Below are 23,256 nucleotides of genomic sequence, written 5' to 3'. Positions count from 1 at the left end.
ACAATCCATAACGCCAATCACATCTCCTGAGCTAACCCATAAGCATGCGTAATATCAGGAACCTCGACCTGAACCTGCTGCGCACGCTCGATGCCTTGCTCGACGAAGGCAGCGTGACCCGAGCAGCAGAGCGTCTGGCGCTGACCCAGCCTGCCGTCAGCGGCATGTTGACCCGCTTGCGCGACAGTTTCGACGACCCGTTGTTCGTCCGTTCGCAGCGTGGGCTGGTGCCCACAGCCCGCGCGCAGGCGCTGGCCCTGCCAATCAAGCGTGTGCTGGGCGAAATTGAAGGCCTGCTGCAACCGCCCGACTTTGACCCTGCCCAGGCCAGCCTCACGCTGGCCGTGGCCGCCACCGACTACGCCCAGCGGACGGTGCTGATGCCTTTGCTTGCCGCGTTGCGCGAGCAAGCCCCCGGTATCCGCCTTGCCGTGCGCGCAGTCGAAGCGTCGCGGGTCGCGCAGCAGTTGGCATCAGGGGAGCTGGACATGGCCATCCTCACCCCCGACAGCGTCAGCCCGGGTTTGCAGGCCATGCACCTTTACGATGAGCAGTACGTCTGCGCCATGCGCGTTGGGCACCCAGCCACCGGGCACCTGGACCTCGACACCTTCTGTACGCTGGAGCACGCAATCGTTTCGCTGGGCAGCGGTGCCTTTCACGGCGTCAGCGATGAAGCGCTGGCGCGTATCGGCAGGGCGCGGCGGGTGTGCCTGTCGGTGCCGAGCTTTCTGATGCTGCTGGAGGTGTTGCGCAGCAGTGACCTGATCGGTGTACTGCCCAGCCGCCTGGTGCAGCCGGGGGATCGCCTGCAGCTGGAGGAACCGCCGCTGGCCATTGCGGGGTTCAGCAAGGTGCTGGCTTGGCATGAGCGCACGCATCATCACCCGGCGCATCGATGGGTGCGGGCGTTGCTTGCGAGTATCGGCGAGCAACATCAAGGCCTCATGCGTAGTTGAGAATTGTTAGCAACAAGTGATACCGTGCCGCCCATTACTCCGCCGCTGCGCAGGATGCTTGGCGAATGCCGCAAGATCGCGACCCTCTGACATCGACATTCCTGGACAACCGCGAAGCGCTGAAGGCTTACCTGGTGCGGCACTTCGGCAGTGCCACGATTGCTGACGACCTCACCCAGGAAACCTGGCTGCGCGTGGCCAGCCGCAAGGTAGGCGAGCGTATCGGCAACCCGCGTGCCTATATCTTCCGCATTGCCCGCAACCTCGGCATGGACATCCGCCGCCGCGAGGCCTTGGGCATCGAGGTGCAGGCCGACCCGGTGCTGGTTGAAGGTGTACCCGATGCCAAACTGGACCCGGCCCGCAAGACCGAGTTGAGCCGCGAGTTGCAACAGGTCATGCAGGTGATCGCCGAGCTGCCGCCGCGCTGCCGCGAAGTGTTCATCCTGTGCCGTATCGATGGCCTGGACCACCAGCAGGTTGCCGAGCGCCTGGGCATTTCCAAAAGCACCGTGGTTTCGCAGATGGTCAAGGCGATGCAGCGCATCGAGAAGGCAATGTCATGAAAGGCTGGTTACACTGCGCGCGTTTTAACTGCCACCTGCCTGCACTTGCATGATGAACGAAAACGACTCGCATACCCCCCTGGACCAGGCGCTGGAGTGGTGCGTGCGCCTGCAGGACGCGGGCGTGACAGCGGCCGAGCGCGAAGCATTCGCACGCTGGCTTGCCGCCGACCCCAGCCACCCGGCTGCCTGGCAGCGTGCCCGGCAGGTATGGGGGGTAGCCGGCGTGGCGGGCCATGCCCATGTTGCCGCCAGCCACACCCCGCTTCGGCGTTTGCCCCGGCGTAGGTTTGTAGGCCTGGCAACCGCAGCGGCGTTACTGCTGGCCTTTACGGTATTTGCCTCTTCTCCCGCACGTTGGGCGGATTACCGCACCGAGGTGGCTCAGGTGCGCAGCTGGACCTTGGACGACGGCTCGATCGTGCAACTGGCGCCGCACACTGCGTTGGACGTGAGCTTCAGTGCCGATGAGCGGCGGCTGCGCCTGTACCAGGGGGAGGCCTGGTTCAAGGTGGCGCCCAACCCGGCGCGGCCCTTTATCGTCGAGGCCGCAGGCGGTGATGTGCGCGCCTTGGGTACCGCGTTCGACGTGCAGGTGCTGGAGGACGGCGCGAACGTAACGGTGACCGAGCACAGTGTGCGGGTCAGCCGTGCGGGGCAGCAGGCCGAAGCCGGGGAGGGCCAGGCACTGCACTACGACGCGCAGGGCATTGGCGCATTACGGCATGTCGACCCCGGCCAGCAGTTGGCTTGGCGCGAGCAACGCCTGGTGTTTCGCGATGAGCCGCTGACGCAGGTGTTGCAGCGTCTGCAACCCTATTCCCGCGCGCACTTGCTGCTGACGGACAGCAGCCTCGCCCAGTTGCGGGTGACGGCAGCGGTGCAAGCGCGTGAAGCCGACGCGGCGTTGCAGAGCTTGCAGGTCATTCTGCCGATTCGTGTCACCACGGTGGGCCCGTGGCTGACCTTGGTACGCCCCGTACAACACTGATTGAAAAAAACTTGAAAACCGCGTCGTTGTGTTTGGCCGGTGGTCCGTCTTTAGTCTTGATCGCAAACGAGAATGAATTGCGAGTATTGCCATCAGGACGGACTGGAAATTCGAATGCCCACCCCTAGCACCCCCATCAAACCCCTGCTGTTGGTCAGCGCCCTGAGCTGCGTTTTCACGCTCGCCGCCCTGCCGCAAGCACACGCGGCCAGCACCACCCAGGCGCAAACCCGCACCTACAGCATTGCCGCCCAGCCGCTGGAAGGCGCGATTGCGCAGTGGTCGGCCAGCAGCGGTATCCAGCTTTTTGCCGACGGCGCGCTGACCCGCGGCAAGACCAGCAGCGCCGTGAGCGGCCAGTACACGGCCAGCGCTGCACTGCAGCTGCTGCTGGCCGGTACCGGTCTGGGCTTTGTCATGGCCGATGGCAACCGCGCCTACCTGCAGCAACGCAATGACAACGAAACGGCGGTGCAGTTGGGTGCAACCACCATCCAGGGGCAGGGCCTGGGCATGACCAGCGAGCACACCGGCTCGTACACCACCGGTGCCATGCAGACGGCAACCAAACTGCCGATCTCACTGCGCGAAACCCCCCAGTCGGTTTCGGTCATTACTCGCCAGCGCATCGAAGACCAAGGCATGACGACGCTCAATGATGTGGTGAGGAACGCACCGGGGCTGACTTTGACCCAATGGGGCGCCGAACGGCCGCGTTTCAATTCCCGTGGCTTTGGCATCGAGAACATCTTGTTCGACGGGCTGCCCGTCGCGTATGAAGAGGCGTCCTTGTCCACCGGGGCGCTGGCCATGTACGACCGGGTCGAAATCGTTCGCGGTGCGGCGGGTCTCATGGAAGGGGCCGGATTGCCCTCGGGCTCGATCAACCTGATCCGCAAGCGCCCTACGGTTGAGCCGCAGGTCATGGTGACGGGCAGCCTTGGTAGCTGGGACAATCGTCGTTTCGAGCTTGATGCAGGTTCTGCGCTCAATAGTGACGGTACGCTGCGAGGCCGCACGGTGTTGAGCTACCAGAACAAGAACGCGTTCACCGACGATTCGGGCAATGAACGTACTTTGCTGTATGGCATTGTTGAAGCCGACCTGAATGACGACACTACGGTCAGCCTTGGCTTGTCCTACAGCGATGAAAACAACCCCGGTGCCGACTGGAACGGCCTGGGTACCTACCCTGACGGCAGCTTCCTGCCCATTTCCCGCTCCGACCGCATGAGCCCGTCCTGGTCCTACTGGAACAAGGAAAGCAAAACGGTTTTCGCCGATATCGAGCACCGTTTCGACAACGGCTGGAAGGCCAAAGGCGCGGCCACCTACATCACCAGCGAAATGAACATGATGGGCACCTTCCTGGCCAACCCTACGGTTGATGCCAGCGGCAACCCGAGCATGTCGCTGCGCGGCGGCAAGTACGATTACGAGCGTAACCAGTCCAGCGTCGATGGCTACCTGACCGGCCCGTTCGATTTTGCCGGGCGGACCCATACGCTGGTGGTCGGCGCCAGCCATCGTGAAAGCGACTGGGATGACCGTGGCGGGCCGTTCGTGACCAATGGCAATTACGAACTGGTGCAGTTCAACCCCATTACCTGGGACCCGGGCTCGGTGGCCAAACCGGTCGGTGTCGACATGTCGCTCTACAACCGCCAGACCGAGGTTGAACAGAGCGGGGTCTACAGCACGGCACGCTTCAGCCTTGCCGAGCCATTGACGCTGATCGTCGGAGGGCGTGTCGACTGGTACGAGCAAGAGATCAAGAACACCTCGCACTTCAAGGCAAACCGTGAGGTCACGCCCTATGCCGGCCTGGTGTACGACCTGAACGATACCTACTCGGTGTATGCCAGCTGGACCCGGATCTTCCAGCCGCAGAACCTGGAGACCGCAAGCGGCACCCTGCTGGAACCGATTCAAGGTACCAACTACGAGGTCGGCCTGAAGGGCGAGCATCTTGGCGGCCGCCTCAATACCAGCGTGGCACTGTTCCAGATCGACCTGGAGAACCTGCCCGACCAGCTTCCGGCCAGCCAGTGCCAGGGTGGCACTACCTTGTGCTATGAGTCGGCAGGTGAAATCCGTAGCCGTGGTGTCGAGTTTGAAGTCTCCGGGGCGCTGACCGAGAACTGGCAGATGTCGGCCAGTTACACCTACAACACGGCCGAGCGCGTCAAGGATACGACCTACAGCCCGATTGGCTCGTTCACCAAAGGCAAGCGCTACGGCACCAACCTGCCCGCCAACCTGTTCAAACTGACCACCAGCTATCAATTGCCGGGTGAACTGGACCAGTGGCGGGTGGGCGGCGCGGTGCGGTCCCAGAGCCAGACTTACACCCAGTACGGTGTGCAGCAAGGCGGCTACACGCTGTATGACGTGTTCACCCGCTATGACGTGACCGCCAACCTGCAGGTCAATTTCAACCTGAACAACGTGTTCGACAAACGCTACTACTCGTCGATCAGCTCCACGACCGGCAGCAACTTCTTTGGTGAGCCACGTAACTTCCTGGCGACTGCCCGCTACAAGTTCTGACGGCTCAGCTAAAAGGCGTACGCGTTTTCAAGGCGTTGTACAAGAAGACCGGAGGCTTCCATTTCAGTCAATACGGCGCGCAGCCGTCCAAGAATGCGCTGCGCAACAGGGTAATGGCTTCGTCCACTGAATACCCTTGTATCGCCGGTGGTTCAGGGCGCTCACAAAACTCACGCCAGACGTATAGCGTCAACTCGGCGCCGTCGGTTTGCGGTTGCACGCTATCGGTCCAGCCGAATGCCTGCAGCGCCCGGTATCGCTCGTCTGCCCAGAACAGCGCTTCGACCCAAGGGTAAACAGGGATGAAATGGAAGTGGATGGCATATCCCGCGTCATGGCCATACCGGCCCATGTACAAACGCGCCGGTTGCAGCCGTGCCTCCATCACCTGCTGCGTACGCGCCATGAGAATGCCCAGCTCGGCCTGGGCCTCCACGGGCAGGGCCGCCAGTGAGTTGACCGGCGCCCGTGCGCTGAGCATCAGGTAACCGGGCAGGGCGCTGTTCATGCGGTGGTTCAGCACCCAATGCCGGGTTTCGTGGATGATGAAGCGGGAGGGGATGTCCATATGGCTTTCCATGCGCGCCTTCGTCGCATCCTTTCAGGCCCCGAGGGCAAGGCAGTAAGGCTACAGCAATGCTGATGCTTTTCGCGATGCCCTGGTCGGTCAGCCTCAGAACGCCCCTTGCAACGTCACCATGAAGTTACGCGGTTCGCCATAGAAGTTGCCCCATGCCGGCGCGCCGATGGTGGAATAGTACTTCTTGTCGAACAGGTTGTTGCCGTTGAGGGCGACGGTCCAGTTCTGGTCAAGCCGGTATTGCACGCGGCCGTTCCACACGGTGTAGCCCGCCTGCTCGACGCGAGTGCCGCGCGTGGTGCGGAAGTTTTCGCTCTGGCTGTTCAGGCCGGCGCCGAGCGTCCAGCGTTCAAGTGCGCCGCCCAGTTGGTAGTCACCCCACACCTTGAGCATGTGCCGCGGGATGAAGCTGGAGGTGAAGGTCAGCTCGGTGGGGTCGGTGTCCTCGATGGTTTTCAGGTACTTGGTCTGGGTGTAGGTGTAACCCGCCAGCAGCTGCAGGCGCTCGATCGGCGAGCCGCTGATTTCGGCTTCGAAGCCCTGCGCACGGACCTTGCCGCTGTCGGTGTAGCAATAGCCGTCGCCTGACGGGCACGTCCCGACGAAATCGGTTTCCGCGCGGTGGTTCTCGATCGTGCGGAACAGGTTGAACGCCGTATTCAACGCACCCTCAAGCAGCTCGCCCTTGATGCCAATCTCGTAGTTGGCACCGGTTTTGGGCTGAAGTGACTGTTTTTCGGCGTTCTTCTTTTCGCTTTGCGGCTGGAAGATGTCGGCGTAGCTGGCGTAGGCGGTCCACTGGTCGTTCAGGTCATACAGCACGGCGGCGAACGGCGTGACCTGGCCGTTTTCCTGGCTGCGATTGTTTACCCAGTTTTCATAGCGCTGGGTGTAAGAATCGCTCTTGTTGCGGTACCAGCTGACTCGGGTGCCCAGTACCAGGGTCAGTGGTTCTGCCAGCTTCAGGCGCAGGTTGGCGTAGGTGCCATATTGGGTCGTGGTGGAGTCGGTGGGAATGCTACCGCCTCGCAGGGGGAGGACGAGGTAATCATCTTTGGACGGGTGCGGGAAGTCCGCCGATGGGGCGAACGGGTTCTGGCTACCGCTCAACCCCATCAGCGCGAAGTAGTCATGGGTTTTCTGACGGCTGGCGTTGGCACCGATGATCAGCTCGTGCTGCAGGCCGAAGGCTTCGAACTTGCCATCGACGTAGCTATCGAAGCCATAGTCGTCCTGGTCGTAGTCGAAACGGCCGGCATAGCGGCCGATGTTGGCGCTGGTGGCGCCGACCGGTACCGAACCTTCGGAATAGCCGTATTCGATGTTCTGGTTGTTGTGGGTGTAGACCGAGGCGAAGTTCAGCGTCCAGTCATCGTTGAAACGGTGCTTGAAGTCGGCAAAGCCGGTAATGCGCTGGCTTTGCAGGTCGTTCCAGCTAGCGCCCAGGCAGGTGGAGCGGGACAGCTTCAGGTCGCTGCCATCGGCATAGCGTGGCAGGCCGTGGTAGCACGGTGTGGCATCGACATCCTCGTAGGCCAGGCCAAAGCCCAGGGTAGTGTCGGGGCTGACATCCCAGTCGATGGCGCCGTACAGAATCTGGTCCTGGCGCTTGGCAATGTCATAGAAGTACTGACGGTCCTGCAGCGCCGCTACGGCGCGGCCACGCACCGTGCCGGATTCGTTGAGCGGGCCGCCCACATCGACCTGGCCGCGGTAGTTGTCCCAGCTGCCGGCAGACAGGGTGACGGTGGTAGCGGCTTTTTCCTGGCCGCGTTTGCGCACGAAGTTGACGCCACCGGCGGAGGAGCCCGAGCCCTTCATCATGCCAGCCGCACCCTTGAGAATTTCGACGCGGTCGTAGAACGCCATGTCGCTGGAAAAGCTGTTGGCCTGTACGTAGTTGCCACCCACATCCAGCGGCACGCCGTCGTACTGGTACTGGCCGTCCAGGTTGAAGCCGCGGGAATAGAAATACTTGCCGCCCATGGGCGAGTCGTACACGGTGATGCCCGGGGTCTTGTCCAGCACCTGTTCCAGGGTGTTGAGGTTCTGGTCGTCGAGCATCTTGCGGGTCATGACGGTGACCGACTGCGGGGTTTCCTTCAGCGTGTGCACACCCTTGCCGATGGTCACGGCGCGGGCGGTGTAAGACTCAGTGCCTTCGCTGGTCGCATCCAGCCGGTTGGCATCGATGTTCAGTGGCCCCAACTCCATTGCCGAGCCGTTGTCTGACGGCACCAGCACGTAACCGCCATTGCCCTGGCGCTGTGCCCGAAAACCACTGTTGCCCAGTAGGCGCACCAACCCTTCCTCAATGCTGTAGCTGCCCTCCAGGCCCGCGCTGTTCAGGTTGCGGGTTTGTTCGGTGTCGAACGAAATGGTGACGCCCGCCTGCACGCCAAACTGGGTGATGGCGTTGCCCAGTGGGCCTGCTGCAACATGGTAGGCGGTCTGACTCTGGGCCATTGCCTGGGCAGGCATCAGCAGCAGGCCTGGCGCGCTGGCCAGGGACATGCCGAACAGCACCAGGCGCACGGCCTGGCTCAGCGTGGTAGGGGTGGGGTGCAGGTGAGGCATTGGGTGATCCTTCCGTGTCATGGCAGAAAGTCGCTGTCGTCGCGGCTTGTGTCAGGGACGGACGAGAATCAAAATCAGCAAGATTTGAGCGAAAGTTTTTTCACCAGCCGTTCAGGCAGGTTCCACATTCACCCAGTAGCGGCTGAGGTAGCGCACCTTTACAGGCAGGGTTTTCGGCAGGTTGGCCAGCGCGATATCGGTATCGTCGATACGGAATGCGCCGGAAATGCTCATGGCCCGGATTGATGAGGCGCAGCGCAGCACGCCCGGCCGATAGCGGCCCAGCTCTTCGATGAAGTCGCCCAGGCGCCAGTCGTTCACGCTCAGCATGCCCTGTAGCCAGGCCGTGGAGTCGGCGGGCAGGGCATGGGCAAGGGTGAAGTCTTGCTGGTCAAAGCTGGTTTGCTGCCCGGCCTGCACGTGCAGCACCCGGTCAGGATGGCGCTGCGGGCGTACATCGACGCTGGCCTGCAACACGCCCACGCGTGTCTGCTGTGCCAGTTTGCGAACGCTGAACTCGGTACTGCGGGCCAGCACGCTGCCGTCGTCGGTGTGCACGATGAACGGGCGCTGCTGAATGTCGCTGGCCGGGCGCACGAGGATCTCCCCCTGGTACAGCTGGATTGCCCGCACTTTTCTGTCAAAGCGCACATCCAGCGCCGTACCCACGTTCAGTTCCAGCTGCGAGCCATCCGCCAGCCCTACAGCGCGCCGCTCGCCGGTACCGGTACGTTGTTGCGCCATCAAGGCGCGATAGGGCACCTGCTCGGTTGCCAGCCAGCCACCGCCGCCCATGGCCAGCAGCAGGCTCAGCACTTTCAGCACATCGCGCCGCTGCGTCTGCGCCGCGCCCAGGCTGGACAGCGCCGCGTGTGGCGGCACCATGGCCCATTGTTGCTGAAGCTTTTCAACGCGCGCCCAGGCAGCGGCATGCTGAGGGCTGGCCTGCAGCCACTGGCGCCAGGCGTGGGTGCGGGCTTCATTGCTGTCGCCATCGTTGAGCTGCACGTACCAGGTGGCGGCGGCTTCCAGGGTTTTGACGTCCATGCCGTTCAGCCTTCGACTGCCAGCAGGCAGCGGGTCATGGCCTTGATCAGGTGATTCTTCACCGTGGTGACCGACACACCGAAGCGCTCGGCCGCAGCACCGTAGGTCAGGCCTTCCAGTTGCACGGCGAGAAAGATGGCACGGGTCTTGGGGCCGAGTTCGTCGAGCAGGCTGTCCACGGCCATCAGCATTTCGATGATCGACAGGCGAACCTCGGGTGATACCTCCACCGGCTCCGGGCGCAGGGCCAGGGCTTGCAGGTAGGCTTTTTCGATGGCGCGGCGGCGCACTTTGTCGATCAGCAGGGAGCGGGCGATGGCGCTGAGGTAGCTGCGCGGTTCGCGAATGGGGAGCTGGCTGCGGGCCGTCATCACCCGCAGGAACGTATCGTGCGCCAGGTCGGATGCATCGGCTGCGTTTCCCAGGCGGGCGCGCAGCCAGCCTTTCAGCCAGCTGTTGTTTTCGCTGTAGAGCTGGTGAAGGGCCTGGTGATCGAGCGTCGACATGGCGTCAAATTCGCAATATGAATAGGAATTGATCGCATTGTCGCGATGAGCCAAGGTGATTGCAAGGAGGGTTTGTGTCATGGGGGCCGCTTTGCGGCCCATCGCCGGCAAGCCAGCTCCCACAGGTACAGCGCAAACCTCAGGATTTGTACATCCCTGTGGGAGCTGGCTTGCCGGCGATGGGCTGCGCAGCAGCCCCAAGTACGGTGATTTAGAACCCCGCCTCCAGGCCCAGCAGGTCCTGCATGGTCTGCCGCCGGCGAATCATGCGCAGCGCCCCTTCCTCGATCAGGAACTCCGGCAGCAACGGCCGGCTGTTGTAGTTCGACGACATCGACGCGCCATAGGCCCCGGCATCGTGAATCACCAGCAAGTCGCCCACCTGCGCCTGGGGCAGGTCCTGTGGGGTCAGTTCCTGGTCATCCTGGGTAAACACATCCCCCGACTCGCACAGCGGCCCGGCCACCACGGTCGGCTGGCGTGGTCGGTCCACTGGCTGGCCGTTGGCATCGAGCAGGGTCATGCCGTGGTACGCACCGTACATCGCCGGGCGCATCAGGTCGTTGAAGCCGGCGTCGATCATCACGAAGGTATTGCGCCCCACCTGCTTCACGGCGCGCACTTCGGCCACCAGGTAGCCGGATTCCGCCACCAGGAAGCGACCAGGCTCGATCTCCATGCGCACCGGGTGGCCGAGCATCGCTTCGATTTCCTTGCGTGCCACCGCCCAGGTCTGGGCGTAGCGCTGCAGGTCGACCGGTTTGTCGGTGCTGCGGTACGGGGTGGAGAGCCCGCCGCCGATGGAAAACGCTTCGATGTCCACGCCCAGGCGGCCAATCAGCTCGATCATCGAGCGAGCCACCTGCTCCAGGTGCTGGTAGTCCACACCGGAACCAATGTGCATGTGCACGCCCACCAGGTGCAGGCCATGGGCCTTGATGCAGGCCAGTGCCTCATCCAGCTCTTCGTGCCAGATGCCGTGCTTGCTGTTCTCGCCGCCGGTGTTGGTCTTGCGGCTGTGGCCATGGCCAAAGCCCGGGTTGATGCGGATCCACACACGGTGGCCGGGCGAGCGTTCACCCAGCTGGCGCAGCATGTCGATGGAACCGGCGTTGACTTCGATCTTCGAGGCCACCACGCGCTCCAGGGTCGGCCGGTCCAGCGCGTCGCAGGTCAGCACCACGCCGGCGGGGTCGCCGTCCACACTCGCACCGGCGGCAAAGGCCCGCTCCATCTCACCCAGCGACACCGCGTCCAGCACCAGGCCATGGGCACGCATCAGGCGCAGCACATGCAGGTTAGGGTTGGCTTTCTGGGCGAAGCGTACGGTGTCGAACACCTTCAGCTGCTCGACACGTTCGGCGATGGTGCTGGCGTCGTACGCCCACAGCGGCGAGCCGTGCTGGCGGACAGCTTCGGCCAGGAGGGAGAAAGGTGCGGTCATGGTGGCGCTACTCATATAAGGATGACCACGAGGATGAGCCAAACAAGGAATTCAGAAAAATAGCTATTTTTCTGACGGTCATTCATATCTGATATACCAATTGCTGACTTTGCCGGGTACTGCTGTGAAACTCTCCGTCCGCCATATCGAAGTGTTCCGCGCCATCATGGCCGCTGGCAGTGTGACCGGTGCTGCGCGCCTGCTGTTTACCTCGCAGCCCACTGTCAGCCGCGAGCTGGCGCGGCTGGAGCAGGTAACCGGGCTGAACCTGTTCGAGCGCGAGGGTGGGCGCCTGGTGGCGACTGCCCAGGCGTTGCTGTTGATCGAAGAGGTCGAGCGCGCCTACGTCGGGCTGGAGCGGATCGACCGTTTTGCCCAGGCCATTCGCAATTTCGAGCAGGGGAGGCTGGCCATCACGTGCCTGCCGCTGTTCTCCCAGACGTTGCTGCCCAAGGCTTGCCAGCGTTTCCACCAACAGCATCGGGGCGTGAGCGTGAGTATCCTGGCGCAGGAATCGCCATTGCTGGAAGAGTCTCTGGTGGCCCAGCAGCACGACCTTGGCCTGACCGAGGTCGAGCAGATACCGCGCGGTGCCTATGGCGAGCTGCTGTTCAGCGCCAACATGGTGTGCGTGCTGCCCGCGCATCACCCGCTACAGGCAAAAGCCGAGCTGGAACTTGCCGACTTTCATGAGGTGGACTTCATCAACCTGGCCTGCCTGGACACTTACCGCCAGCGCCTGGACCAGCACTTTCGCGCGGCGGGGGTAAACCGCCGCACGGTGATCGAGACCACCAGTGCCGCCTCGGTGTGTGCCATGGTCAGGCAAGGGTTGGGGGTGGCGATCATCAACCCGTTGAGCGGGCTGGAGGCGGCGCAGGGCGGGTTGCCGATTCGCAGGTTGCGGGTGTCGGTGCCGTACCAGGTGATGCTGATACGGCCGGATCACCGGCCGGCATCGGCGGCGGTGGAGCCGTTTTGCGAGGCGTTGCGGGTGCAGGCTAAAGAGATGCAACAAGCGTTGGCTTGAACCTTGTGGGAGCGGGCAAGCCCGCGAAGCAGGCGACGCGATGGATGGCACCGGCTGTGCCGGTGTTCGCGGGCACGCCCGCTCCCACAGAGACCGCGCTTGTGTTCAGGTAATCACAGCTCGCAGACGAAGGTCCCGGTCCCGGCCAGGATGTTCTCCAGGGTTTCTTTCACTTCATCCAGGTCGCTCAGGTCGCTGGTCAGGTTGATTTCCAGCACCTCATCCCCCTTCAGCGCATCGCGGTCGCCGGCGGCCACTTCAATCAGCAGGCGCTTGGCGCTCAGGGTCACTTTCAGCCCGTCCAGCGTCGATGGCTCGTCATCCAGGGTCAGGTCGACGGTGTCTTCGTCCGGGTAGCGGGTAAGCAGAAACATCTGGCCCTTGTCGCTGTGGCAGCACAGGGTCGCCATGTTGTCTTCCTCGTCATCGCAAGGGGTGGCGAAGAGCAGGGCGGTGTTGATTTGCATGAGCGGGCTCGGATCAAAGTGAATGGAAGGGAATTCTGACAGTCTTGCGTACAGGCATAAACGTAAAGTTACCGCCCCTTGACCGAAATTGTCGCAGCGCTGCAAGCCTTGATGACCGATCAGTCGTTAAGCTTCGGCGAGCCCTGGGCGTGCCCGCGCACGTTCAACGCCTGGTTTTACCGTCCGCCTTGCCACGGGTTGGCTATCGTTGATCCGTACACGGCGCACGCAGCGACGCTTCAACTATTACAAAGCCCAAGCGGAGTACCACAGATGGCGTTCTTCACCGCAGCCAGCAAAGCCGACTTCCAGCATCAACTGCAAGCGGCCCTGGCGCAGCACATCAGCGAACAGTCCCTGCCACAAGTGGCGCTGTTCGCCGAGCAGTTCTTCGGCATCATCTCTCTGGACGAACTCACCCAGCGCAGGCTTTCCGACCTGGCCGGCTGCACCCTGTCAGCCTGGCGCATCATCGAACGTTTCGACCCCGAATACCCGCAAGTGCGGGTATACAACCCTGATTACGAGCGCAACGGCTGGCAATCGACCCACACCGTGGTCGAGGTGCTGCACCACGACCTGCCGTTTTTGGTCGACTCGGTGCGCACCGAGCTCAACCGCCGTGGCTACAGCATTCACACCCTGCAAACCACCGTGCTCAGCGTGCGCCGTGGCGCCAAGGGCGAGCTGCTGGAACTGCTGCCCAAGGGTACCCAGGGCGAGGGCGTGCGCCACGAGTCGCTGATGTACCTGGAGATCGACCGCTGCGCCAATGCCGCTGAGCTGACCGTGCTGGCCCGCGAGATCGAGCAGGTGCTGGCCGAGGTGCGGGTGGCAGTCGCCGATTTCGAGCCGATGAAGGCCAAGCTGCGTGACGTGGTGGCCGAGGTGGAACAGACCGCCTTCGGCCCGGCGCAACACGAAAAGGGCGAGGTCAAGGCCTTCCTCGAGTGGCTGCTGGACAACCACTTCACCTTCCTGGGCTATGAAGAGTTCACCGTCAAGGGCGACGCCGATGGCGGCCAGATGGTTTACGACGAGCAGTCGTTCCTCGGCCTGCCGCGCCGCCTGCGCGTGGGCCTGACGGCTGAAGAGCTGCGCATCGAAGACTACGCCGTGGCCTACCTCAACGAGCCGCTGCTGCTGTCGTTCGCCAAGGCCGCGCTGCCTAGCCGCGTGCACCGCCCGGCCTACCCGGACTACGTGTCGATCCGCCAGCTGGACGCCGACGGCAAGGTCATCAAGGAACACCGCTTCATGGGCCTGTACACCTCGTCGGTGTATGGCGAAAGCGTGCATGCCATCCCTTACATCCGCGTCAAGGTAGCCGAAGTCGAGCGCCGCTCGGGCTTCGACCCCAAGGCCCACCTCGGCAAGGAACTGGCCCAGGTGCTGGAGGTGCTGCCGCGCGACGACCTGTTCCAGACGCCGATCGACGAGCTGTTCACCACCGTCATGGCGATCGTGCAGATCCAGGAGCGCAACAAGATCCGCGTGTTCCTGCGCAAGGACCCGTACGGCCGCTTCTGCTACTGCCTGGCGTACGTGCCGCGGGAGATCTACTCCACCGAAGTGCGACAGAAAATCCAGCAAGTACTGATGGAGCGCCTGAAGGCCAGCGACTGCGAGTTCTGGACCTTCTTCTCCGAATCGGTGCTGGCCCGTGTGCAACTGATTTTGCGGGTAGACCCGAAAAACCGCATCGACATCGACCCGCAGCAGCTGGAACGCGAAGTCATCCAGGCCTGCCGTTCGTGGCATGACGATTATTCGACGCTGGTAGTGGAGAACTTCGGCGAAGCCCAAGGCACCAACATCCTCGCCGATTTCCCCAAGGGCTTCCCGGCCGGCTACCGCGAACGCTTTGCCGCGCACTCGGCCGTTGTCGACCTGCAGCATGTGCTGGGCCTGTCGGAAAGCAAGCCGCTGGCCATGAGCTTCTACCAGCCGTTGACCCAGGTGGGTGAGCGCATCCTGCACTGCAAGCTGTACCACGCCGACACCCCGCTGGCGCTGTCCGACGTGTTGCCGATCCTGGAAAACCTCGGCTTGCGCGTGCTGGGCGAATTCCCGTATCGCCTGCGCCATGCCAGTGGCCGCGAGTACTGGATTCACGATTTTGCCTTCACCTACAGCGAAGGCCTGAGCCTGGATATCCAGCAGCTCAACGACACCCTGCAGGACGCCTTCATCCACATCGTGCGTGGCGATGCCGAGAACGATGCCTTCAACCGTCTGGTACTCACCGCTGGCCTGCCTTGGCGTGACGTGGCGCTGCTGCGCGCTTACGCCCGATACCTGAAGCAGATCCGCCTGGGCTTCGACCTGGGTTACATCGCCAGCACCCTGAACAACCACACCGACATCGCCCGCGAGCTGACCCGGTTGTTCAAGACCCGCTTCTACCTGGCGCGCAAGCTCACCCAGGATGACCTCGACGACAAGCAGCAGCGCCTGGAGCAGGCCATCCTGACTGCGCTCGACGACGTGCAGGTGCTCAACGAAGACCGCATCCTGCGGCGCTACCTGGACCTGATCAAGGCCACCCTGCGCACCAACTTCTATCAGCCGGATGCCAACGGCCAGAACAAGTCGTACTTCAGCTTCAAGTTCAACCCCAAGCTGATCCCCGAACTGCCCAAGCCGGTGCCCAAGTTCGAAATCTTCGTTTATTCGCCTCGGGTCGAGGGCGTGCACCTGCGCTTTGGCAACGTCGCCCGTGGCGGCCTGCGCTGGTCTGACCGTGAAGAAGACTTCCGTACCGAAGTGCTGGGCCTGGTCAAAGCCCAGCAGGTGAAGAACTCGGTCATCGTGCCGGTCGGCGCCAAGGGCGGTTTCCTGCCGCGCCGCCTGCCACTGGGCGGCAGCCGGGACGAAATTGCCGCCGAAGGCGTGGCGTGCTACCGCATCTTCATTTCCGGCCTGCTCGACATCACCGACAACCTCAAGGACGGTGGCGTGGTGCCGCCGGCCAACGTGGTGCGTCACGACGATGATGACCCGTACCTGGTGGTGGCGGCCGACAAAGGCACTGCCACCTTCTCCGACATCGCCAACGGCATTGCCATCGACTATGGCTTCTGGCTGGGCGATGCCTTCGCCTCGGGCGGCTCGGCCGGTTATGACCACAAGAAGATGGGCATTACCGCGCGCGGCGCCTGGGTGGGCGTGCAGCGCCACTTCCGCGAGCGCGGCATCAACGTGCAGGAAGACCCGATCACCGTTATCGGCGTGGGCGACATGGCCGGCGACGTGTTCGGCAACGGCCTGCTGATGTCCGACAAGCTGCAACTGGTGGCGGCATTCAACCACCTTCACATCTTCATCGACCCCAACCCCGAGCCTGCGTCCAGCTTTGCCGAGCGCAAGCGCCTGTTCGACCTGCCGCGTTCGGCCTGGAGCGATTACGACACCAGCATCATGTCTGAAGGCGGCGGCATCTTCCCGCGCAGTGCCAAAAGCATCGCCATCAGCCCGCAGATGAAAGAGCGCTTCGCCATCGAAGCCGACCGCCTGACCCCGACCGAGCTGCTCAACGCGTTGCTCAAGGCCCCGGTCGACCTGCTGTGGAACGGCGGCATCGGTACCTACGTGAAAGCCAGCAGCGAAAGCCACGCCGATGTCGGTGACAAGGCCAACGACGCGCTGCGGGTCAACGGCAATGAACTGCGCTGCAAAGTGGTGGGCGAGGGTGGCAACCTGGGCATGACCCAGCTTGGCCGGGTGGAGTTCGGCCTGAACGGCGGCGCCACCAACACCGACTTCATCGACAACGCCGGCGGCGTGGACTGCTCCGACCACGAGGTCAACATCAAGATCCTGCTCAACGAAGTGGTGCAGGGTGGCGACATGACCGAGAAGCAGCGTAACCAGCTGCTGGGCAGCATGACCGACGAAGTCGGCAACCTGGTGCTGGGCAACAACTACAAGCAGACCCAGGCGCTGTCGTTGGCGGCCCGCCGCGCCCGCGAGCGGATTGCCGAGTACAAGCGCCTGATGGCCGACCTGGAAGGCCGTGGCAAGCTGGACCGCGCCATCGAGTTCCTGCCGTCCGAAGAACAGTTGGCTGAACGCCTGGCTGCCGGCCAGGGCCTGACCCGCGCCGAGCTGTCGGTGCTGATCTCGTACAGCAAGATCGACCTCAAGGAGCAACTGCTCAAGTCGCTGGTGCCGGATGATGACTACCTGACCCGCGACATGGAAACCGCCTTCCCGCCGTCGCTGGTCAGCAAGTTCGCCGAGGCCATGCGCCGCCACCGCCTGAAGCGCGAAATCGTCAGCACCCAGATCGCCAACGACCTGGTCAACAACATGGGCATCACCTTTGTCCAGCGCCTGAAGGAGTCGACCGGCATGAGCCCGGCCAACGTGGCCGGGGCCTATGTGATCGTGCGCGACATCTTCCACCTGCCGCACTGGTTCCGCCAGATCGAGGCCCTGGACTACCAGGTGCCGGCAGAAATCCAGCTCACCCTGATGGACGAGCTGATGCGCCTGGGCCGCCGTGCCACCCGCTGGTTCCTGCGTAGCCGCCGTAACGAGCAGGACGCCGGGCGCGACACCGCGCACTTCGGGCCGAAGATCGCGCAGTTGGGGCTCAAGCTGGACGAGCTGCTGGAAGGCCCGACCCGCGAACGCTGGATGGTGCGTTACCAGAGCTTTGTCGACGCTGGTGTGCCGGAGTTGCTGGCGCGCATGGTGGCCGGTACCAGCCACTTGTACACCCTGCTGCCGATCATCGAAGCCGCCGACGTTACCGGCCATGAGCCGGCGCAGGTGGCCAAGGCGTTCTTCGCCGTGGGCAGCGCGCTGGACCTGACCTGGTACCTGCAGGAAATCAGCAACCTGCCGGTGGAAAACAACTGGCAGGCCTTGGCCCGCGAAGCGTTCCGCGATGACATTGACCTGCAGCAACGGGCAATCACCATCTCGGTATTGCAGATGGCCGATGCACCGGAAGACATGGACGCCCGCGTGGCGCTGTGGGCCGAGCAGCACCGGGTGATGGTGGAGCGCTGGCGCGCCATGCTGGACGACCTGCGCAATGCCACGGGCACCGACTATGCGATGTACGCGGTGGCCAACCGCGAGCTGGTCGACCTGGCCATGAGCGGGCAGGCGGCGGTGGTGCCGTCCTGAGCTTGAGTTGAAATAAAAAGCCCCGGCATCTATGCCGGGGCTTTTTATTTGGGCGCTTGCGCGGTCTATGTGGGAGCGGCCTTGTGTCGCGAAAGGGCTGCAAAGCAGCCCCAAATTTTCAGCAGAGTCGCACAAATTTCTGGGGCTGCTTTGCAGCCCTTTCGCGACACAAGGCCGCTCCCACAGGGGCGAGTGCTACTTGAACCTGCGCTCTACGCCTTTCTCCACCAGAATCTTCGCCGAAATCTCCTCCACCGAAAAATGCGTGGAATTGATGTTGGGAATGTTCTCCCGGCGGAACAGGTTCTCCACCTCGCGCACTTCGAACTCGCACTGGGCAAAGCTGGAATAGCGGCTGTTGGGCTTGCGCTCGTGACGGATGGCGGTGAGGCGATCGGGGTCGATGGTCAGGCCGAACAGCTTGTTGTGGTGCTTTTTCAGCACCGCCGGCAGCTGCAGGCGCTCCATGTCGTCCTCGGTGAGCGGGTAGTTGGCGGCGCGGATGCCGAACTGCATGGCCATGTACAGGCAGGTAGGGGTCTTGCCGCAACGCGACACGCCAACCAGAATCAGGTCGGCCTTGTCGTAGTAGTGGGTACGCGCGCCGTCGTCGTTGTCCAGGGCGAAGTTCACCGCCTCGATGCGTTCCATGTAGTTGGAATTACCGCCAATCGAGTGCGATTTACCCACGGAATACGACGAATGGGCGGTCAATTCCTGCTCGAGCGGGGATAAAAATGATGAAAAGATGTCGATCATGAAGCCATTCGACGTCGCCAGGATCTCACGGATGTCCTGATTGACGATGGTGTCGAAGATGATCGGGCGCACCCCGTCACGCTCGGCGGCGGCGTTGATTTGCTGGACCATGGTCCGCGCTTTGTCCGGCGAATCGATGTACGGGCGGGTAAATTTGTTGAACGGAATGCTCTCGAATTGCGCGAGCAAACTCTGGCCCAGGGTTTCGGCAGTGATACCGGTGCCGTCGGAGATGAAGAACGCGGTTCGTTTCATTTGCGATCTGGGCCTTAAGCTGATGACGTTTCTTGGATATGATAAGTTCGGTTTGCCGAATGCGGCTGTCGGCATTCTCACTTATTTTCCAGGTACAGGCCACAAACGCCCGGCCAAGTCACAGAAGACAGGCGGGCGCCTTTTTGAGCTTTTCCAACACAGTTAGTGGAGAGATCACCTTGGTAGAGTACGTAGTTTCCCTCGATAAGCTCGGCGTCCATGATGTGGAGCATGTGGGGGGCAAGAACGCATCCCTGGGCGAGATGATCAGCAACCTTGCCGGTGCTGGTGTATCGGTGCCGGGCGGCTTTGCCACTACGGCGCAGGCGTACCGCGATTTTCTCGAACAGAGTGGTCTCAACGACCGGATCCATGCCGCCCTCGACGCGCTGGACGTGGATGACATCAATGCCCTGACCAAGACCGGCGCGCAGATTCGCCAGTGGGTCATGGAAGCCGAGTTCCCGGCGCGTCTGGATTCGGAAATCCGAACCGCCTTCGCCGCGATGGCTGCCGGCAACGACAACATGGCGGTTGCCGTGCGCTCCTCGGCCACTGCCGAAGACCTGCCAGACGCCTCGTTCGCAGGCCAACAGGAAACCTTCCTCAACATCCGTGGCGTCGACAACGTGATCCGCGCGGCCAAGGAAGTGTTCGCCTCGCTGTTCAACGACCGCGCCATCGCCTACCGCGTGCACCAGGGCTTCGACCACAAGCTGGTGGCCCTGTCTGCCGGTGTGCAGCGCATGGTCCGCTCCGAAACCGGCACTGCCGGCGTCATGTTCACCCTCGACACCGAATCGGGCTTCCGCGACGTGGTGTTCATCACCGGCGCCTACGGCCTGGGCGAAACCGTCGTGCAGGGTGCGGTCAACCCTGACGAATTCTACGTGCACAAGAACACCCTGCAGGCCGGCCGCCCGGCCATCCTGCGCCGCAACCTGGGCAGCAAGGCCATCAAGATGGTCTACGGCGAAGAAGCCAAGGCCGGCCGTTCGGTCAAGACTGTGGAAGTGGACCGCGCCGAGCGCGCACGCTTCTGCCTGAGCGATGCCGAGGTCAGCGAGCTGGCCAAGCAGGCCATGATCATCGAGCAGCACTACCAGCGCCCGATGGACATCGAGTGGGCCAAGGACGGTGACGACGGCAAGCTGTACATTGTCCAGGCCCGCCCTGAGACCGTGAAGAGCCGTTCCAGCGCCAACGTCATGGAACGCTACCTGCTGAAAGAAAAAGGCACCGTACTGGTCGAAGGCCGTGCCATCGGCCAGCGCATCGGTGCCGGCAAGGTCCGCGTGATCAACGACGTTTCGGAAATGGACAAGGTCCAGCCGGGCGACGTACTGGTTTCCGACATGACCGACCCGGACTGGGAACCGGTGATGAAGCGCGCCAGCGCCATCGTGACCAACCGCGGCGGCCGTACCTGCCACGCGGCGATCATCGCCCGTGAGCTGGGCATTCCTGCTGTAGTGGGTTGCGGCAACGCCACCCAGGTGCTCAAAGACGGCCAGGGCGTGACCGTGTCCTGCGCCGAAGGCGATACCGGCTTCATCTTCGAAGGCGAGCTGGGCTTTGACGTCAAGCAGAACTCCGTCGACGCCATGCCGGAGCTGCCGTTCAAGATCATGATGAACGTCGGCAACCCGGACCGCGCCTTCGACTTCGCCCAGCTGCCCAACGCCGGTGTCGGCCTGGCGCGCCTGGAGTTCATCATCAACCGCATGATCGGTGTGCACCCCAAGGCGCTGCTGAACTATGCCGGCCTGCCTGCCGACCTGAAAGACAGCGTCGACAAGCGCATTGCCGGTTACAACGACCCGGTCGGCTTCTACGTCGAGAAACTGGTCGAAGGCATCAGCACCCTGGCGGCGGCCTTCTACCCGAAAAAGGTCATCGTGCGCCTGTCGGACTTCAAGTCCAACGAGTACGCCAACCTGATCGGCGGCAAGCTGTACGAGCCGGAAGAAGAAAACCCGATGCTGGGCTTCCGTGGCGCTTCGCGTTACATCAGCGAATCGTTCCGTGACTGCTTCGAGCTCGAATGCCGTGCCCTCAAGCGCGTGCGCAACGAGATGGGCCTGACCAACGTCGAGATCATGGTGCCGTTCGTACGCACCCTGGGCGAAGCCAGCCAAGTGGTCGACCTGCTCGCCGAAAACGGCCTGGCCCGTGGCGACAACGGCCTGCGCGTGATCATGATGTGCGAACTGCCGTCCAACGCCATTCTGGCCGAAGAGTTCCTGGAGTACTTCGACGGCTTCTCGATCGGCTCCAACGACCTGACCCAGCTGACCCTGGGCCTGGACCGCGACTCGGGCATCATCGCCCACCTGTTCGACGAGCGTAACCCTGCCGTCAAGAAGCTGCTGGCCAATGCCATCGCCGCGTGCAACAAGGCCGGCAAGTACATCGGCATCTGCGGCCAGGGCCCATCGGACCACCCGGACCTGGCCAAGTGGCTGATGGAGCAGGGCATCGAAAGCGTGTCGCTGAACCCGGACTCGGTACTCGAAACCTGGTTCTTCCTGGCCGAAGGCCAAGGCGCGGCCTGATGCAGTAAAACGCGGGGGGACGTCTGGCGTACCCCCGCCTGGTTTTTTCCAGGGCGAGTTCCAGCAATGGATCCCGCCCTTTTTTGTGCACCAAGCAACCTATGCAAAGCAGCAGCACTCTATTCCCCGTGGCCCTGCTCAGTGCCGAGCGCCGCGGCGACCTCAGCGAAGACGTGTACCGGATCAAGGCCGGCAACGGCCCGGACCCCAGCGTCGAGCTGGCCATCACCCGCCTGGGGCTGGCCGACCATGGCCGTGCCCAGGGCGTGCCGGTGATTCTTCTGCACGGCAGTTTTTCCAACCGGCGTTTCTGGTATTCGCCCAAAGGTATTGGCTTGGGCGCCTACCTCGCCCGTGCCGGTTTCGATGTGTGGATCCCGGAAATGCGCGGTCACGGCCTGTCGCCGCGCAACCATGCCTGGCAGCACAACAGCGTTGCGGCCTATGCCCGTGATGACCTGCCACTGATTGCCGCGTTCGTGCGCGAACAGTCGGGCCAGGCGCCGCACTGGGTTGGCCATTCCTTGGGCGGCACCACCCTGGTGGCGGCGCTTGGGGGTGGTTTCCTGGCTGCCGAACAGGTGGCCAGCGTGGCGCTGTTCGGCACCCAGATCAGCCGTGTCTACTGGCCGTTGAAGGTGCCACCGCTGGTGTGGGGGGCGAAGCTGGTGCTCAAGCGCTGGGGGCAGATATCCGGGCCACGCTTCAAGCGTGGGCCGGAAGACGAGCCGATTGGCCTGGCGCTGGAAAGCATGCGCTGGCATGGCCTGTTCGGGCGCTTTGGCGACAAGCAGCACGACTGGTGGGCGGGGCTGGCAGAGGTGGATGTGCCGCTGCTGGCGGTGGCCGGCGCGGGGGACTTCCAGGACCCGGTGTGGGCCTGCCGCAAGCTGTTCGAGCAGTTGGGGGGCGAGCGCAAGCAGTTCCTGCGGCTGGGGCGTGAGGAAGGTTTTGATGCCTTTGGGCATGTCGACATGCTGGTGAGCAAGGCTGCGCAGGCGCAGGTATGGCCGTTGGTGGAGCGCTGGTTGCGGGATCCATTGCTGCCGGTGCATGAATCCACGGTGGCTGTGGAGCCAGTGGCGGTCAGTTAATTTTGTATTGCCTGTAATGGCCCTATCGCCGGCAAGCCAGCTCCCACAAGTTCTCCACTGACCTCAAGGCCTGTGGTGTACTTGTGGGAGCTGGCTTGCCGGCGATAGGGCCGGTACAGGATGAATACAAATGACTGCCCGGTCCCGGATGACTGCAATGGCCTCCAAGGTGTAGCCTTGGCCGATACCCGCTTTCGTTGTGACTGACAGGAGCTTCCCATGCAGCATTACGTAACGCCCGACCTGTGTGACGCCTACCCCGACCTGGTACACGTGCTGGAACCCATGTTCAGCAATTTTGGCGGCCGCGATTCGTTCGGCGGCCAGATCGTCACCATCAAGTGCTTCGAGGACAACTCGCTGGTCAAGGAGCAGGTCGAACTCGACGGCAAGGGCAAGGTCCTGGTGGTCGATGGTGGTGGTTCGCTGCGCCGTGCGCTGCTGGGTGACATGCTCGCGGAAAAAGCCGCCAAAAACGGTTGGGAAGGCCTGGTGATCTATGGCTGCGTGCGTGACGTCGATGTGCTGATCCAGACCGACGTCGGCGTGCAGGCCCTGGCCAGCCACCCGATGAAAACCGACAAGCGTGGTATCGGTGACCTAAATGTGGTGGTGACCTTCGCCGGCGTGACCTTCCGCCCGGGCGAGTACGTGTATGCCGACAACAATGGCGTACTGGTTTCGCCAAGCCCGCTGAAAATGCCGGAGTGATGCGCCCCACGCGCTGATGGAGCTTT

16 protein-coding genes are annotated in these 23,256 nt (G+C 62.9%); 9 read left to right on the top strand and 7 right to left on the bottom strand.

Annotated elements, in window-relative coordinates; genetic code table 11:
• The first annotated feature begins 44 nt into the window (after positions 1-44).
• From A0O30_RS01015 to A0O30_RS01000, 4 genes are all read left to right on the top strand, one after another.
• A complete protein-coding gene (locus A0O30_RS01015) occupies positions 45-959 on the top strand; it encodes a LysR family transcriptional regulator (protein WP_105945272.1) in 915 nt (304 codons plus the stop codon).
• A gap of 65 nt (positions 960-1,024) precedes the next feature.
• Positions 1,025-1,525, top strand: a complete 501-nt coding sequence (locus A0O30_RS01010; RefSeq protein WP_105945271.1) for an RNA polymerase sigma factor — start codon at positions 1,025-1,027, stop codon at positions 1,523-1,525.
• A 49-nt stretch (positions 1,526-1,574) separates the two neighbouring features.
• Positions 1,575-2,516 (top strand): FecR domain-containing protein, encoded by a 942-nt coding sequence (locus A0O30_RS01005; RefSeq protein WP_256589570.1) that lies wholly within the window; start codon positions 1,575-1,577, stop codon positions 2,514-2,516.
• A 114-nt stretch (positions 2,517-2,630) separates the two neighbouring features.
• The gene (locus A0O30_RS01000) at positions 2,631-5,066 is read left to right on the top strand and encodes a TonB-dependent siderophore receptor (RefSeq protein ID WP_105945270.1); all 2,436 of its coding nucleotides are present in this window, start codon (positions 2,631-2,633) and stop codon (positions 5,064-5,066) included.
• A 67-nt stretch (positions 5,067-5,133) separates the two neighbouring features.
• Here A0O30_RS01000 and A0O30_RS00995 read toward each other — a convergent pair whose 3' ends face one another.
• The 5 genes from A0O30_RS00995 to lysA all read right to left on the bottom strand — a co-directional run bounded on the left by A0O30_RS00995 (position 5,134) and on the right by lysA (position 11,220).
• Entirely contained in the window at positions 5,134-5,634 is a 501-nt protein-coding gene (locus A0O30_RS00995) for an HIT family protein (protein ID WP_105945269.1), read from the bottom strand.
• A gap of 105 nt (positions 5,635-5,739) precedes the next feature.
• The gene (locus A0O30_RS00990) at positions 5,740-8,223 is read right to left on the bottom strand and encodes a TonB-dependent receptor (protein WP_105945268.1); all 2,484 of its coding nucleotides are present in this window, start codon (positions 8,221-8,223) and stop codon (positions 5,740-5,742) included.
• 111 nt (positions 8,224-8,334) lie between these two features.
• Positions 8,335-9,270, bottom strand: coding sequence for a FecR domain-containing protein (locus A0O30_RS00985; RefSeq protein WP_105945267.1), 936 nt, complete (start codon positions 9,268-9,270; stop codon positions 8,335-8,337).
• Positions 9,271-9,275: 5 nt separating this feature from the next.
• On the bottom strand, positions 9,276-9,776 hold the full coding sequence (locus tag A0O30_RS00980) for a sigma-70 family RNA polymerase sigma factor (protein ID WP_060498830.1): 501 nt from the start codon (positions 9,774-9,776) through the stop codon (positions 9,276-9,278).
• Between the two features lie 211 nt (positions 9,777-9,987).
• Positions 9,988-11,220, bottom strand: coding sequence for a diaminopimelate decarboxylase (gene lysA / locus A0O30_RS00975; protein ID WP_105945266.1), 1,233 nt, complete (start codon positions 11,218-11,220; stop codon positions 9,988-9,990).
• A 124-nt stretch (positions 11,221-11,344) separates the two neighbouring features.
• On the opposite strand from lysA, the gene A0O30_RS00970 reads away from it, so the two are divergent.
• The gene (locus A0O30_RS00970) at positions 11,345-12,250 is read left to right on the top strand and encodes a LysR family transcriptional regulator (RefSeq protein WP_105945265.1); all 906 of its coding nucleotides are present in this window, start codon (positions 11,345-11,347) and stop codon (positions 12,248-12,250) included.
• Between the two features lie 113 nt (positions 12,251-12,363).
• On the opposite strand, the gene A0O30_RS00965 is transcribed toward A0O30_RS00970, so the two are convergent.
• Entirely contained in the window at positions 12,364-12,717 is a 354-nt protein-coding gene (locus A0O30_RS00965) for a hypothetical protein (protein WP_009684028.1), read from the bottom strand.
• Between the two features lie 273 nt (positions 12,718-12,990).
• Here A0O30_RS00965 and A0O30_RS00960 point away from each other — a divergent pair, with 273 nt between their 5' ends.
• Positions 12,991-17,856, top strand: a complete 4,866-nt coding sequence (locus A0O30_RS00960) for an NAD-glutamate dehydrogenase (protein ID WP_105945264.1) — start codon at positions 12,991-12,993, stop codon at positions 17,854-17,856.
• A gap of 195 nt (positions 17,857-18,051) precedes the next feature.
• On the opposite strand, the gene A0O30_RS00955 is transcribed toward A0O30_RS00960, so the two are convergent.
• Complete coding sequence (locus A0O30_RS00955; RefSeq protein ID WP_016714844.1) at positions 18,052-18,870, bottom strand: pyruvate, water dikinase regulatory protein; 819 nt, start codon at positions 18,868-18,870, stop codon at positions 18,052-18,054.
• Between the two features lie 179 nt (positions 18,871-19,049).
• On the opposite strand from A0O30_RS00955, the gene ppsA reads away from it, so the two are divergent.
• The 3 genes from ppsA (at position 19,050) to rraA (ending at position 23,230) form a co-directional block, all read left to right on the top strand.
• Positions 19,050-21,425 carry a phosphoenolpyruvate synthase gene (ppsA, locus tag A0O30_RS00950; RefSeq protein WP_025754479.1) on the top strand — a complete coding sequence of 792 codons (2,376 nt, stop codon included), beginning with the start codon at positions 19,050-19,052 and terminating at the stop codon, positions 21,423-21,425.
• A 101-nt stretch (positions 21,426-21,526) separates the two neighbouring features.
• Positions 21,527-22,519, top strand: a complete 993-nt coding sequence (locus A0O30_RS00945; RefSeq protein WP_105945263.1) for an alpha/beta fold hydrolase — start codon at positions 21,527-21,529, stop codon at positions 22,517-22,519.
• A gap of 219 nt (positions 22,520-22,738) precedes the next feature.
• Positions 22,739-23,230: a ribonuclease E activity regulator RraA gene (gene rraA, locus A0O30_RS00940; protein WP_016714847.1), complete on the top strand. Its 492-nt coding sequence runs from the start codon at positions 22,739-22,741 to the stop codon at positions 23,228-23,230.
• Positions 23,231-23,256: the final 26 nt, after the last annotated feature.

It is taken from the genome of Pseudomonas sp. LLC-1 (genome assembly GCF_002992185.1).
In the GTDB taxonomy this organism is placed as follows: Bacteria; Pseudomonadota; Gammaproteobacteria; order Pseudomonadales; family Pseudomonadaceae; genus Aquipseudomonas; species Aquipseudomonas monteilii.
This window is presented reverse-complemented; position numbering and strand designations above follow the sequence as displayed.